Source organism: Ruegeria sp. HKCCA4812, from assembly GCF_013034245.1.
Lineage (GTDB): Bacteria > Pseudomonadota > Alphaproteobacteria > Rhodobacterales > Rhodobacteraceae > Ruegeria.
Genome location: NZ_WQFQ01000001.1, coordinates 871,341 through 884,197, shown reverse-complemented (window position 1 = coordinate 884,197; position 12,857 = coordinate 871,341). Strand labels below are relative to the sequence as shown.

Sequence of the window (12,857 nt, the reverse complement as noted above, 5' to 3'; positions counted from 1 at the left end):
AAAGGTCAACAAAGGATTAAAGCTCTGACCGGAGGTGATACTATGCTGACCCAGATCAAGACCGTATTCAGCCGCTCACAATCGACGATCCTACAGGATGCCGTGGGCGTGATGTCTCTGGTCGTGATCCTGATGGTCGCCTTGCACCTGCCGGTTGGCTTCTAAACCTTTCTGCCTGCGATCTCGTGCCGAAAAAACCGCGCTGTCATCCCCATTTCAGTCAAGGGTGACCTGCCTGTCCCAAACCCCTTGAGGGGCCTTGCCTCGGCCCCGTGCGGTACTCCGGACCCCACGCGAGACACGCAATGCCTGCCGCCGCCCTTTCGCCCGGAAGGTGCGGCGGTTTTTTTACAACTGGCCGGTTTTGAAAATCTCAAGCAATGCGGACAGGACCGAGTTAACCGCGACCGAGGCTAGGATCATCCCCATGATACGGCTGATGATCGCTGCTCCTGAATGGCCAATCAGGCGGATGATCGGTTCGGCCAGAAGCATGAGAACGAAGGCAACTACTAAAACCGACAGCATGACCAATGCGGTAATCCCCTGATCGGCTGCACTGTATCTATGGTTGTCCGTCAGGATCACCACTGCAAGCATCGCGCCGGGCGAGGCCAGAGACGGAACCGCAAGAGGAAATATCGCGGGATTCTGCTTGTGATACTTATCTTCCTGATCCTCTTCGGCCTGACGCTGTTCTATGTCTTGTTTGCTTTCGCCAAAGATCATGGTCAGAGCGAACAGAAACAGGATGATGCCGCCTGCGACTTGAAATGAATTCAGTCCTATATCCAGCGCTTCGATCAGCAATTGCCCAAACACGAGAAAGAACAAAAGGACGCCGGCGCTTATTATCGATGCCAACAAAGCTGTTTTGCGACGCGCGGCGGCCTCTAGCCCCGCAGTGACGGCAATGAAAACGGGAATTGTACCAATCGGGTCAATCACGACCCAAAGAGTTACAAAATGCTCGAGTAGATTTTCCAAAACCCATCCCTCCTTAAATTTAAGCGGAAGGTAAACGGGTTTACATCAAATAGCTATGATCAGGCGCAATCTGCCTGTTCGGCCTGCGCCATGGCTTCCGCAGTGGCGTCCAGTGCCAGCAGTATTGACGCGTGGCGGTTTTTGTAGTCCCGCGCCGGCATCAGGACCTCAAGACCGTCAAAGGGCGCGTCCGGGGCGGGGCCATCCTTTTTCAACATCGCAGCAAGCTGATCGCGCGCTGCTTCGACCTGCGCGCGCGTGGCACCAATGATCGCGTCGCCAACCACCGAAGCAGACGCCTGTCCCAGCGCGCAGGCTTTGACATCCTGCCCGAAGGCGCTGACACGTCCATCCTGAACCTTCAAATCAACCGTCACGGTAGAGCCGCAAAGAGGCGCGCGTTTCTTGACCGTTGCATCCGGGTTTTCTAAACGGTCCAGATGCGGGATGTCCGCCGCCAACGCCAGAATGCGTCCAGAATACAGCTTGATCAGGTCGTTCTCGCCGCTCATGGCTTTCCCTCGTCGTGTGTTCCTCATACATAGTGACCAACCCAGCGGATGCAAAAGGTTTTTGTCATGTCTCACCCCGTCGCGTTTGATCCATCGACTCTGAAATATAACGAGGCGGGACTGATTCCGGCAATTGCGCAGGATGAGGTGTCGGGCGAAGTGCTGATGATGGCATGGATGAACGCACAGGCCATTGAAAAGACGCTGGAAACGGGTAGGGTGACCTATTGGTCGCGCTCGCGCCAGTCTTTCTGGATCAAGGGCGAAACCTCGGGCCATGTGCAGGAACTGGTGGATTTCCGCATCGACTGTGACCGCGATTGCCTGTTGGTTCTGGTGCGTCAAACCGGTGCTGCCTGTCACACCAACCGCCGGACGTGCTTTTATACTGCGGTGCGGGACGGGGCCGAGACCGAACTGATGGCCCCGATGGAGTAACCGAGCCAGATCAAAGCCCCACCATATGCCGGATGTCTGCCGGGCTGGCACCATCGGCCCGGTATTTCGCGATGGCACGCGCATCGTCGCGTTTCGCCAGTCGTTTGCCGGCGTCATCGCGGATCAGATCGTGGTGGTAATACGCAGGCGTCGGCAAATCCAACAGCACCTGAAGCAGCACATGGATGCGTGTGGCTTCGAACAGATCCTGACCTCGGACCACATGGGTGATCCCCTGGGCCGCGTCGTCAAGAACGACGGACAAATGGTAGGACGTGCCCATGTCGCGGCGGGCCAGAACGATATCGCCGACACTGGTTTCCATCTCATCCGGGGTGAAAGCAATTGTTCCTGATTCGCCACCGGGGCCGGAGCCCAGTTCCAAGAATTGGAATCTGGCCGGATCGTGGATTGTTTGACAGGCCTTGGCAACATCCAGTCGCAACACCTGGTCCTTTGGGTGAGGTTTTTGATTTAAGTCTATGCCCTGGTTAATTTTTCGGCACGTTCCGGGATAGATAATTCCGTCTGGCCCAAGCAATGGCGCGCCTTCCTGGGGCGCGCTTGCGGCGGCGGCAATATCTTTGCGATTGCACAGGCAGGGATACAGAAAACCCTTCATCCACAACCGCTCCAACGCGCGATCATAGATACTCAGCCGATCTGATTGACGCAGCACCGGTTCCGGCCATGTCAGCCCCAACCAATTGAGGTCATCATAGATCTGATCCTCCCAATGCGGACGCGAGCGGGACCGATCGATATCTTCGATGCGCAGCAAGAACCGGCCTTGTTCGGATCTGGCCATGTCGCTGGCGATCATCGCAGAATAGGCGTGACCAAGGTGAAGCGGGCCAGTCGGGGATGGCGCGAAGCGCGTTACGAAAGTCACGTTTTTTCTAATACATACACGTCAGAGTTAAGGTTGATGCCGGGCAAGTGCGGCCCGTGTTCACGAAATAGCAAACGTGCGGCTCCCATGTCGACCCAATCCGTCACTCGGCAGGTGAATTTGTGATCTTTCAGCGCATGATCGTTCAGGGAAAACGCCAGCAACCCACCTTTGGGCAAGGTGTGCATCAACTGGTCGAATGTCTCGGGCGGGGCCGCGCCCTGACCGATGACACCGATGGCGGTGATCACCGAATACGCGCCGCGCCTGAGCGGGGCCGGTTTGGTGATGTCAAACCCGGTCAAACTTCGGTAAACACCCTTGGCCTCTGCCTCTTCCAGCATTTTGGGGGTGGGGTCGATGCCATCGATGATCTCAAATCCCGCCGCCCGCAAGGCGAGACCGGAAAGCCCCGTTCCGCAGCCGAAGTCCAGAATTAGCGTTTGGGGGTGAGGGTGGAATTGCCACAAAGCCGCGGCCACCCGTCCCGGGGTTGCATATCCCTGTTCCGCGACCTCTTTTTCGTAGGTCGCGGCCCAGTTCTGATAATGCGTTTCAGTGTTTTCGGGCGTGTCGAGATTGTAGGTGCTGTCCAGGAACTTGTCGCTCATCCCGTCATGCTAGGCCGAGATCACGCCGCGCGTCCAGTTAGCATTGATCCAACCAGGTTTGCCATTCTGTCTTGGCGCGATCGGTATAGGCCTTGTACCGGTCTTTCCGGCCGCGCCGCCCGCCTTTCAGGCCGTCCACAGGGCGGAACAGGCCAAAGTTTACGTTCATCGGCTGAAACGTCTTGGCTTCGGCCCCGCCGGTAATGTGATGGATCAACGCACCCATTGCACTGTCTTTGGGTACTTCGGGCAAGTCACGCCCCAGTATTTCCGCGGCGGCCATGCGACCGGCAAGCAATCCCATCGCGGCGCTTTCAACATAGCCTTCGACGCCCGTAATCTGGCCGGCAAAGCGGATGTTGGGCTTGGATTTCAAGCGCATCTGTGCATCGAGCAGGGTGGGAGAGTTGATGAACGTGTTGCGGTGGATGCCGCCCAGCCGGGCAAAGCTGGCGTTTTCCAGGCCGGGGATCATGCGGAACACGTCGGTCTGGGCGCCGTATTTCATCTTGGTCTGAAACCCCACGATGTTGAACAATGTGCCCAACGCGTTATCGCGCCGCAACTGAACCACGGCATGGGGTTTGACGTCAGGCGCATGGGGGTTTGTCAGCCCAACCGGCTTCATCGGACCATGGCGCAGTGTCTCGCGCCCGCGTTCGGCCATGACTTCAATGGGAAGGCAGCCATCAAAATAGCCTGCGGTCTCACCTTCGTGAAACTCGGTTTTGTCCGCTGCCAGAAGGGCGTCGATGAAAGCCTCGTATTGATCACGGTCCATCGGGCAGTTCAGGTAAGCCGTGCGTTCTTCCTCGGTCTCTCCTTTGTCATACCGGGATTGCATCCACGCTTTGCTCATGTCGATGCTGTCGGCATAGACAATGGGTGCGATTGCATCGAAGAAGGCCAGCGCGTCCGATCCCGTTTCCGCCCGGATGGCTTCTCCCAATGCGGGTGAGGTCAACGGGCCGGTCGCAAATATCCAATGGCCGTCATCAGGCAGCGAGGTGACTTCCTGATCGGTGACGCTCACGCGTGGGTGGGCGCGGAGTTTTGCGGTGACCGCCTCGGCAAACGGGTCGCGATCCACGGCCAGAGCCCCGCCGGCAGGGAGCCTGTGTGCGTCGGCGGTTCTCATGATCAGCCCATAGGCTGCCCGCATTTCCCAGTGCAGCAGACCGACGGCATTCTGTTCATCATCATCCGATCGGAACGAGTTCGAACACACCATTTCCGCCAGGTTTCCCGTCTGATGTGCGAAGGTGCCAACGGTGGGACGCATTTCATGAATGATCACGTCAACGCCCATTTCAGCGGCTTGCCAGGCCGCTTCGGACCCGGCCATTCCACCGCCCACGATATGCAAAACTTGTGTCATGTGCAGCCACATAGGGCACCGCACAGACAGGCGCAACTGCCGTATTTTTTGTGACTGATCTGGTGGAGGGGTCTTGGGGTCGCCGCTGCGGGAATGTCAGCGCTGGTGAGAGAGACCAGCTGGAGGGACCTTCCGCCCACGGCGACCCAAAAGTGTACTGAGGCCTTAGCCTCGACCCAGCTTTGCCACAGAGTTGCCCTTTTGGAAAGTGCTAAAATGAAAACAGTGGCAAAAAATGTTCAAAACAATTGCGTCATTGGGTCCAATTCGGGGGGCGCTTTTCAATAAAGGCGGAAATGCCTTCTTCTGTATCGCGGTACAACATATTCTGCGCCATTGCGTCTCCGGTATAGGCATAAGCCTGATCCAAAGGCATTTGCAGCTGTTGATAGAACGCTTCCTTGCCGATCTTCACGGCCACGCCAAGCTTGGATGCGACCAGTTCCGCCAGCCCGTTGGCTTCTTGTTCCAGCGCCTCTTCAGGAACGACACGGTTTACCAAGCCCAGATCAGCGGCGCGTTCCGCTGAGATGAACTCGCCGGTGGTCAGCATTTCAAAGGCCTGCTTTCTGGGGATGTTGCGGCTGAGAGCCACCATCGGCGTGGAACAGAACAGGCCGATATTGACCCCGTTGACGCCAAACCGTGTACCTTCCGCGGCCACCGCCATGTCGCAGGTTGCAACCAGCTGACACCCGGCGGCGGTCGCAATGCCATGGACTTGCGCGATAACGGGTTGCGGCAGGGACTGGATCGACATCATCATCCGGGCGCAACGGGAAAAGAGATCTTGAAAGTAGGCCTTGCCGCCATCTTCGGATTGGCGTCCGGCCGTCATCTGCTTCAGGTCATGCCCGGCGCAAAATGCCTTTCCCGCCCCCGACAGGACCACGGCCCGGATCGAGCCGTCGTCGCGCAGCGCATCAAGTTCGGCTTGCAGCGCAGCCAGCATCTCATCACTCAGTGCGTTCAGCCGGTCCGGGGCGTTCAGTGTCAGCCGTGCCACCGCGCCCGTGTCGTAACGTTCCAGAATTGCCATCTTGCCCTCCGTTCCCAAGTTGGGCCAACTCTAGGTCGGCAAGAGCAGGAGGGGAAGTATGGCTTTGGCAATGAATCGGGACGAACTGTCACAATACCTCAAAGAGGTGTTCCCGCAGGTGCACAAGGATTTCGTCGTTGAAGATTTGACCGAAGACTCGATCACCATGCGCCTTGTGGTTCAGGATCAACATCTGCGTCCCGGGGGCACGGTTTCCGGCCCGTCGATGTTCGGGCTTGCCGATGTCAGTGTCTATGCGATGGTTCTGGCACGGAAAGGGCGCCAGTCACTGGCTGTTACCACCAACAGTTCTTTTGATTTCCTGCGCAAGCCGGAAGGCGGCGCCGATATGATTGCGGCCTGTCGTTTGTTGAAGCTGGGAAAAACACTGGCCGTTGGGGATGTGCTTTTATACTCGGAAGGCAGTGATCTTCCGGTTGCACGGGCAACGATGACCTATTCCCTGCCGCCAGCAGGGTCCGCTGCCGCGAATTTCGGATAAAAAAGGCCGGGGACAGGCCCCGGCCCAGGAAGAGGTCCCAATAATTGGGACTGGGGATCAGTCAGGGCTGCCAGAAAAAGCGCTTTGTTTCCCGGCCAGCCTGATGGCGGGTCAGCCCGACGTCCTGAAGCAGACGGTCATCCAGATAGCTCAGATTGACGCGACTGCGGCGACGGCGTTCCCATTGAGTGACCGCCGCCGCAAACCGCACGGCCAGAGCCGCGAGCAGAGGCAGCCGTGGGCTGTCGTTCAGCAGCAGAAGGGCGGTGGTGTGCATTGTGCGTGTCATCTCGGAATTCCTTTCAAATTGTATTGACACAAAACAGTATTGCTTGGTACAAAGATTTGATACATTCGAAATTGTGTCAAAGGCAAAGGAAGAATTGTAATGGATACAATTTGGCCGGAGGCTCTGCCAAAATCCAAGGGTCCGAAATATACATTGGTTGCTGACGCAATAAGAAAAGCCATTGGTGACAAGAAACTAGATGTTGGCGCCAAGCTTCCGCCGGTTCGTGAACTGGCGTATCGCCTGCAAATCACACCTGGTACAGTCGCACGTGCCTATACGATCCTGACCGACGAGGGCTTGCTCCACGCCGAAGTTGGGCGTGGTACATTTGTGGCCCCGCCGAAATCACCGATTCTAGATGATGTCTGGGCCAGGCAACTGCATCTGAGGGAAGACAAGTACAACGCCAATGTCAGCCTGTTCAGCCCGCGTTTGCCGGATGCGGGGCAGGTCGCGCTTATCCGGGAATGCCTGCAAAAGGTTTCGCAAGCTGATCCCGGGCTGTTTCTGAATTACCCCACGCGGGACGCCTATATACCCATGAGGCAATCGGTCGTGGATTGGCTGTCGGATTTGCCGCTGGGCCCGCTGACCCATGATGACATCGTCTTGACCCATGGCGGTCAGAACGGATTGTGTCTGGTGTTCCAGACCATCCTGCGCGGACCCAAACCAATCGTGTTGGTTGAGGACCTCTCTTACGCCGGGTTTCGTCGGGCCGGAGAGTTGATGCGCGCCGAAGTCATTGGCGTCAAGATGGACAAATGGGGCATCGATCCGGCGTCGATGGAGCATGTCTTGCGGCAAACCAATGCTCAGGCCGTTTGCGTCTCGCCAGAAGTTCAGAACCCCACCGGCATCCACACGCCGCTGGCACGCAGGAAAGAGGTCGTGGACGTCGCCCGGCGCTTCGACCTTCAGATCGTGGAAGACGATTGCTATCGCATGGGAGAGGCGCGTGAACCCAGTTATCGTGCGCTCGCCCCCGAGCGGGGCTGGCACGTGTCGTCCATTTCAAAGATACTCACACCGGCTTTGCGCGTTGGCTTTGCCATTGCCCCAAAGGATCGCAGCGCCGATCTGCGCCGATCGGCCGAATATGGGTATTTTGGCCTGGCTCAACCCTTGGCCGAACTGACCCGGCTGCTGCTGTCGGATCCGCGTACCCGCCAGATTGCCCAGGATGTGCGCAAACGGATGGGCGATTATGTTCGGATCACCGTCAATGCGCTGGGTGGTTTCGATCTGAACTGGGCACCGGATGTGCCTTTTATCTGGCTGAACCTGCCATCGGGGTGGCGGTCTGCCGCGTTCAGCCGCGCGGCAGAGCGGGAAGGCATTCAACTCAGATCAGCGGATGAGTTCGCCCTGCGCGACGGGCGCGCCCCAAACGCCGTACGCATCGCAATGAATGGCCACGTTTCGTTGGAACGGTTCGAGGACGCAATGCTGAGGTTGCGCGCTTTGCTGGACAATCCGCCTGAACAGATCAGCGTCTAGCATTCAACTCAGCGGCGGCGGGTCGCCAAAAAATCCGGCCAGATGGGCAATTTTTCCGTCCTCGTCCAATCGAATGAAATCATGCCCGGCCACCATGATTGCGCCGTCGGGGGCCACCATATGCCACGTGAAGTGGACGACATCATGGTGCGACACCGGACTGCTGGTGATTTGGACACGCCCATTCGAAGTCAATAGGACTTCGCCGATATGTGCACTCAACTGCTCTCGGCCTGAAACATCGGCTGTCGGATCCACGTACCGACCGTTTTCCGCAAAGCACTGGGTCAGAAGCGCAAGCCGTTTTTCGGCGGACTCTTCCTGCCAGGCCGCGCCATAGTTTTCAATCGTGCGCATCAATTCCTGCATGCGACCCTCCGTGGTTGAGCATGATCAATTCCAACCGAGTGTATCAGAGTGTCGAAATTGGGGCGATTTCCGTGCTGACGACATGGGGTAAAATAATACCTATTTAATAAGTCATTGTTTTAAGACATTTTAAATGGCGTTTGGTCGCTTGACGTGGCGATCATGGGTGTCTAGATACGCATCCATCGAATTCGGGCCGCCTCGCTTGGGGCGGTCTTTCACATCAAACAGGACTATCCTGCCATGAAAACCTTTTCTGCAACACCTGCAGACATCGACAAGAAATGGATCCTGATCGACGCCGAGGGCGTTGTTCTGGGCCGTCTTGCGTCGATCGTCGCCATGCGTCTGCGTGGCAAGCACAAAGCGTCGTTCACCCCGAACATGGACATGGGCGACAACGTCATCGTGATCAACGCTGACAAGATCCAGATGACCGGCAAGAAGCGCGAAGAAAACTTCTACTGGCACACTGGCCACCCGGGCGGCATCAAGTCGCGCACCAAACAGCAGATCCTGGAAGGTGCACACCCCGAGCGCGTCGTGACCCAGGCGGTCAAGCGCATGCTGCCGGGCAACCGCTTGGCTCGCAAGCAGATGACCAACCTGCGCGTTTATGCTGGTGCCGAGCATCCCCACGAGGCGCAAGCGCCCGAAGTTCTGGACGTCAAGTCCATGAACAAGAAAAACACCCGGAGCTAATGACCGATGGCTGATCAGATCAATACTCTCGAAGAGCTGAGCGCCGTCGCAGGCGTTGAAACCGTGGCCGAAGAAGTCATCGTGCGTGAACCCGTACGTGACGAGCTGGGCCGTTCCTATGCCACCGGCAAGCGTAAAGACGCTGTTGCCCGCGTTTGGATCAAGCCGGGTTCCGGCAAGGTCACCGTGAACGGCAAGGATCAGGACGTCTATTTTGCACGCCCCGTTCTGCAACTGATCCTGCGCCAGCCGTTCCAGGTTGCTGGTGTCGAAGGCGAGTTCGACGTTGTCGCCACCGTCAAAGGTGGTGGCCTGACCGGTCAGGCCGGTGCGGTCAAGCACGGCATCTCGAAAGCGCTGCAACTGTACGATCCCAACCTGCGCGGCGCCCTGAAAGCCGCTGGCTTCCTGACCCGCGACAGCCGCGTTGTGGAACGTAAGAAATTCGGTAAGCGCAAAGCCCGCCGTTCGTTCCAGTTCTCCAAGCGTTAATTCGCCGGGAAAACCCAACAAAGAAAGGGCTCGCAATTGCGAGCCCTTTTGCATTGTTTTGCGGGAAATCTTATTCTTCGTAGACGAGCTTCCACGCGCCGTTTTCAACGACATTGACGAAAACCGTATCCGCGCCCTGATGGTCGTCAGGACCATAGGTGATGTGATTGCCGACCAGGTCATCCTGATAGTCCAGTGACTCCATCGCTTCGATAAAGCTGTCATGCGTCAGGTCAGGGCCCGCGGCCTCAAGCGCCTTGACCATCATTTCGGCCGCGGAATAGCCCAACATGGCAAATCCAACCGGATCTTCGCCTGTTGCGGCCTTGTATTCTTCGATAAATGCCGCCGGGGCAGGTTGGTCCGCACGCGCCCAAAGATCCTGCCACGAGGCTGCTGCATAGAACCCGTCAGTCACCCCACCGGGAACCTGCGCCACGACAGTCAGGAAACTGGCCGAAGTCCCGAGGAACTTCATGTCCGTCAGGCCCATCTTCTTGGCGGTGCCAACTACGGTGATCGCCTGCCGCACGCCAAGCGCCATGGTGACGATATCGCAGCCTTCTTCCTTGAGCTTGCTGAGCGACCCGACAAAATCCGTCTCATCCGGTTTGTGGGTCGTTTCAGATCCAAAAGCGATCCCGGCTTCTTCGGCGCCGGCCTTGCTGCCTTCAAGAATTTCCTCGCCGAAATCTGTCGGAAGATACATGGTGCAAACCGTCTTTGATCCAAATTCGCCGGCCAGATATTTCACACCGACACGCGCCTGATCATAGTAGGTCGAGAAAGACGTGAACTTGTTCCGCATCGGCTCTTGCAACATCTGACGCGCAGCGGTCAGAGGTGCCACGTTGGGAATGCCCTTGGGGTCCAACAGCTTGAACCCGGCCATGTTCATCGGCGTGCCAAGCGATTGCAGCATGGCGAACACCTTGTCGCGGTTCAGCAGTTTGTTGTAGCCCTGCATCGCACGCGGCATCTGGTATCCGTTGTCCTCGACCACATAGCGGATTTTGCGCCCGTGTATGCCACCGGCTTCGTTCACCCGGTCGAATACCACATTCGCACCTTTGGTCGCCGGGACACCCACCGCGGCAAAGATGCCGCTCAGGTCGTTGACGGACCCGATGACAATCTCATCATCCGTCACGCCCTGCGTCTGAGCCCAACCGATGCTTGCCGAGGCGGTCAACGCCGTGGCGGCGGCCAGCCATTTGAATGACTTCTTCATCTTTCTCCTCCCGAAAACTCTTTGGCTAAGTGTACATGTCTTCAATCAGATGTCCGTGTTTCTTTTCGACCAGGCCGCGTTTCAGCTTCATCGTGGCGGTAAGCTCATCATCCTCGGCGGTCAGCAGAACGTCGATCAGGCGAAAATCCTTGATCTGTTCGACCTGTGCGAATTCCTTGTTCACCGCGGCCACTTCGGCGCCGATCAGCTCCTTGACTTCGGCCGCGGCGCAAAGCGAGGCAAAGTTCGAGAAAGGGATTTTCTGGTCCTGCGCATATTTTTCGACATTTTCCTGATCGATCATGATCAGCGCCGTGAGGTATTTGCGCCGGTCGCCGATGATCACCGCGTCCGAGATGTAATGGCTGAACTTCAGCCGGCTTTCGATTTCGGCCGGGGTGATGTTCTTGCCACCGGCGGTGATGATGATGTCCTTCAACCTGCCGGTGATGGTAACGAACCCGTCCTTGTCGATACGCCCCATATCGCCGGTGCGCAGCCAGCCATCGGCGGTAAAGCTTTCCGCCGTCTTGGCGTTGTTGTGCCAATAGCCTTGAAAGATGTTCATGCCTTTGAGCTGAATTTCACCTTCATCCGAGATGCGGATATCGCACCCCGGGACGACCTTGCCGATGGTTCCGATCCTGTTGCTTTCCACGGTGTTGAGTGTGGCAAGGCCGGACGTTTCGGTCATGCCGAAGCCCTCGACGATCGGCACACCGATGGCCCAGTACCATTTCAACAAATCCGCCGAGATAGGCGCAGCACCCGTGCCACCCCGGCGCAGCTTGTCCAAGCCCAGCATCCGGCGCAGATTCTTCAGAACCAACTGATCCCAAAACCAGAACCGGGCCGCGATGGCGGCGGGAACGGGTTTTCCCGAACTCACGTAATCGGCCCGCCGTGCGCCGGCCTTCAGGGCAAGACCGTATGCCATTCGACCCAACGGCGTTGTATCCTGCGCCAGGATTTGCACATGCGCATAGATCTTTTCCCAAACTCTTGGCACCGCCGTGAAGGTCGAAGGCGAGACCTCTTGCAGATTTGCAAAGACCGTCTCGGGGCTTTCCGCGAAATTCACGGTGCAGCGGGCGGCCAGTGGGAAATAGACGGATACGTCGCGTTCCAGGATATGGCAGAGGGGAAGAAAGCACAGTTGTTCGTCACTGGCCTGCGTTGGCAATGACCAGGCACCGGCCTCGATGCCGGCCAGGATGTTTTCATGGCTTAACATCGCACCCTTGGGCTGGCCGGTGGTGCCGGATGTGTAAACCAGCAATGCTGTATCCTGAGGTTTGGCCAATGCGATTTCGGCTTCGAACCGTCCCGGATCTTCCTGTTCGGCCTGCTGGCCCAAAGCGTAAAGATCGCCGATCATCATGCAGCGCGGATGGGTCAGGTCATGCAAGCCTTCGTCTTCCAGAATGATCACCTTGATCAGATCCGGAACTTGATTTTCGACTTCCAGAAACTTGTCCAGATGCTCTTCGTCCTCGACGATGAGGAACTTGCTGCCACTGTCGTTGACCAGATATTGCAGTTGATTGGCCGAATCCGTGGTGTAGACGCCGGAAGAAATGCCCCCGACGCACTGAATGCCCATATCGAACCACATCCATTCCTTGCGGTCCTCGGACAGGATCGAAACAACGTCACCGCGTTCCAGGCCCAGCTTGCGCAGGGCAAGCCCGATCCACTTGGCGTGCTGCCAGTAGTCGGCCCAGGAATATGACTTCCAGATGCCCAAATCCTTTTCGCGATGGGCTGTACGATCCCCCAGTTCCGCGCAACGGTGTTGAAACAGCATGCTGATGGTGGTGCACCCATCTACGCGCAACGGGCGTTGTCCGGGGGTTGCATTCAGTTCAACGCCGTTGATCTTGACCTGCGAGGCGAGGGGCGTGGCATCCAT

At 57.4% G+C, this 12,857-nt stretch carries 16 protein-coding genes; 6 read left to right on the top strand and 10 right to left on the bottom strand.

The window, feature by feature from the left end:
- Positions 1-42: 42 nt before the first annotated feature.
- A complete protein-coding gene (locus tag GOW04_RS22135; RefSeq protein WP_256367496.1) occupies positions 43-165 on the top strand; it encodes a hypothetical protein in 123 nt (40 codons plus the stop codon).
- Between the two features lie 183 nt (positions 166-348).
- Here GOW04_RS22135 and GOW04_RS04450 read toward each other — a convergent pair whose 3' ends face one another.
- Both GOW04_RS04450 and GOW04_RS04445 read right to left on the bottom strand, forming a co-directional pair.
- Positions 349-987, bottom strand: a complete 639-nt coding sequence (locus GOW04_RS04450) for a MarC family protein (RefSeq protein WP_152457939.1) — start codon at positions 985-987, stop codon at positions 349-351.
- Positions 988-1,046: 59 nt separating this feature from the next.
- Positions 1,047-1,499: an iron-sulfur cluster assembly scaffold protein gene (locus GOW04_RS04445; RefSeq protein ID WP_171231659.1), complete on the bottom strand. Its 453-nt coding sequence runs from the start codon at positions 1,497-1,499 to the stop codon at positions 1,047-1,049.
- Between the two features lie 48 nt (positions 1,500-1,547).
- Between GOW04_RS04445 and hisI the strand changes: the two genes are divergently transcribed.
- The gene (gene hisI / locus GOW04_RS04440) at positions 1,548-1,937 is read left to right on the top strand and encodes a phosphoribosyl-AMP cyclohydrolase (protein WP_171228735.1); all 390 of its coding nucleotides are present in this window, start codon (positions 1,548-1,550) and stop codon (positions 1,935-1,937) included.
- Positions 1,938-1,947: 10 nt separating this feature from the next.
- On the opposite strand, the gene gluQRS is transcribed toward hisI, so the two are convergent.
- The 4 genes from gluQRS to GOW04_RS04420 form a co-directional block, all read right to left on the bottom strand.
- Entirely contained in the window at positions 1,948-2,829 is an 882-nt protein-coding gene (gluQRS, locus tag GOW04_RS04435; protein WP_171231658.1) for a tRNA glutamyl-Q(34) synthetase GluQRS, read from the bottom strand.
- Entirely contained in the window at positions 2,826-3,440 is a 615-nt protein-coding gene (locus tag GOW04_RS04430) for a class I SAM-dependent methyltransferase (RefSeq protein ID WP_171231657.1), read from the bottom strand. Before GOW04_RS04430 ends, gluQRS begins: the two co-directional genes overlap by 4 nt.
- A gap of 37 nt (positions 3,441-3,477) precedes the next feature.
- Positions 3,478-4,818, bottom strand: coding sequence for a methylenetetrahydrofolate--tRNA-(uracil(54)-C(5))-methyltransferase (FADH(2)-oxidizing) TrmFO (trmFO, locus tag GOW04_RS04425; protein WP_171231656.1), 1,341 nt, complete (start codon positions 4,816-4,818; stop codon positions 3,478-3,480).
- Positions 4,819-5,071: 253 nt separating this feature from the next.
- On the bottom strand, positions 5,072-5,857 hold the full coding sequence (locus GOW04_RS04420; protein ID WP_171231655.1) for an enoyl-CoA hydratase: 786 nt from the start codon (positions 5,855-5,857) through the stop codon (positions 5,072-5,074).
- 58 nt (positions 5,858-5,915) lie between these two features.
- Between GOW04_RS04420 and GOW04_RS04415 the strand changes: the two genes are divergently transcribed.
- A complete protein-coding gene (locus GOW04_RS04415) occupies positions 5,916-6,359 on the top strand; it encodes a PaaI family thioesterase (RefSeq protein ID WP_171115971.1) in 444 nt (147 codons plus the stop codon).
- Between the two features lie 61 nt (positions 6,360-6,420).
- Here GOW04_RS04415 and GOW04_RS04410 read toward each other — a convergent pair whose 3' ends face one another.
- Positions 6,421-6,648: a DUF1127 domain-containing protein gene (locus tag GOW04_RS04410; protein ID WP_171115969.1), complete on the bottom strand. Its 228-nt coding sequence runs from the start codon at positions 6,646-6,648 to the stop codon at positions 6,421-6,423.
- 99 nt (positions 6,649-6,747) lie between these two features.
- Here GOW04_RS04410 and GOW04_RS04405 point away from each other — a divergent pair, with 99 nt between their 5' ends.
- Positions 6,748-8,151, top strand: a complete 1,404-nt coding sequence (locus GOW04_RS04405; RefSeq protein WP_171231654.1) for a PLP-dependent aminotransferase family protein — start codon at positions 6,748-6,750, stop codon at positions 8,149-8,151.
- 3 nt (positions 8,152-8,154) lie between these two features.
- Here GOW04_RS04405 and GOW04_RS04400 read toward each other — a convergent pair whose 3' ends face one another.
- Complete coding sequence (locus GOW04_RS04400; RefSeq protein WP_171231653.1) at positions 8,155-8,520, bottom strand: nuclear transport factor 2 family protein; 366 nt, start codon at positions 8,518-8,520, stop codon at positions 8,155-8,157.
- 243 nt (positions 8,521-8,763) lie between these two features.
- On the opposite strand from GOW04_RS04400, the gene rplM reads away from it, so the two are divergent.
- Entirely contained in the window at positions 8,764-9,222 is a 459-nt protein-coding gene (gene rplM, locus GOW04_RS04395) for a 50S ribosomal protein L13 (RefSeq protein WP_170354147.1), read from the top strand.
- 6 nt (positions 9,223-9,228) lie between these two features.
- Entirely contained in the window at positions 9,229-9,714 is a 486-nt protein-coding gene (gene rpsI, locus GOW04_RS04390; protein WP_152457951.1) for a 30S ribosomal protein S9, read from the top strand.
- Between the two features lie 70 nt (positions 9,715-9,784).
- Here rpsI and GOW04_RS04385 read toward each other — a convergent pair whose 3' ends face one another.
- Together GOW04_RS04385 and GOW04_RS04380 are read right to left on the bottom strand one after the other, a co-directional pair.
- Complete coding sequence (locus GOW04_RS04385; protein ID WP_152457952.1) at positions 9,785-10,945, bottom strand: ABC transporter substrate-binding protein; 1,161 nt, start codon at positions 10,943-10,945, stop codon at positions 9,785-9,787.
- Between the two features lie 25 nt (positions 10,946-10,970).
- Positions 10,971-12,857 carry a long-chain fatty acid--CoA ligase gene (locus tag GOW04_RS04380; protein ID WP_171231652.1) on the bottom strand — a complete coding sequence of 629 codons (1,887 nt, stop codon included), beginning with the start codon at positions 12,855-12,857 and terminating at the stop codon, positions 10,971-10,973.

Excerpts from the sequence above, each read along its gene's own strand:
- GOW04_RS04445 (WP_171231659.1), bottom strand. The coding sequence starts at position 1,499 with ATGAGCGGCGAGAACGACCTGATCAAGCTGTATTCTGGACGCATTCTG.
- rpsI (WP_152457951.1), top strand. The coding sequence starts at position 9,229 with ATGGCTGATCAGATCAATACTCTCGAAGAGCTGAGCGCCGTCGCAGGC.
- GOW04_RS04420 (WP_171231655.1), bottom strand. The coding sequence starts at position 5,857 with ATGGCAATTCTGGAACGTTACGACACGGGCGCGGTGGCACGGCTGACA.
- GOW04_RS04405 (WP_171231654.1), top strand. The coding sequence starts at position 6,748 with ATGGATACAATTTGGCCGGAGGCTCTGCCAAAATCCAAGGGTCCGAAA.
- GOW04_RS04385 (WP_152457952.1), bottom strand. The coding sequence starts at position 10,945 with ATGAAGAAGTCATTCAAATGGCTGGCCGCCGCCACGGCGTTGACCGCC.
- GOW04_RS04415 (WP_171115971.1), top strand. The coding sequence starts at position 5,916 with ATGGCTTTGGCAATGAATCGGGACGAACTGTCACAATACCTCAAAGAG.
- GOW04_RS04380 (WP_171231652.1), bottom strand. The coding sequence starts at position 12,857 with ATGGATGCCACGCCCCTCGCCTCGCAGGTCAAGATCAACGGCGTTGAA.
- trmFO (WP_171231656.1), bottom strand. The coding sequence starts at position 4,818 with ATGACACAAGTTTTGCATATCGTGGGCGGTGGAATGGCCGGGTCCGAA.
- GOW04_RS04400 (WP_171231653.1), bottom strand. The coding sequence starts at position 8,520 with ATGCAGGAATTGATGCGCACGATTGAAAACTATGGCGCGGCCTGGCAG.
- rplM (WP_170354147.1), top strand. The coding sequence starts at position 8,764 with ATGAAAACCTTTTCTGCAACACCTGCAGACATCGACAAGAAATGGATC.
- hisI (WP_171228735.1), top strand. The coding sequence starts at position 1,548 with ATGCAAAAGGTTTTTGTCATGTCTCACCCCGTCGCGTTTGATCCATCG.
- GOW04_RS22135 (WP_256367496.1), top strand. The coding sequence starts at position 43 with ATGCTGACCCAGATCAAGACCGTATTCAGCCGCTCACAATCGACGATC.
- GOW04_RS04410 (WP_171115969.1), bottom strand. The coding sequence starts at position 6,648 with ATGACACGCACAATGCACACCACCGCCCTTCTGCTGCTGAACGACAGC.
- GOW04_RS04430 (WP_171231657.1), bottom strand. The coding sequence starts at position 3,440 with ATGAGCGACAAGTTCCTGGACAGCACCTACAATCTCGACACGCCCGAA.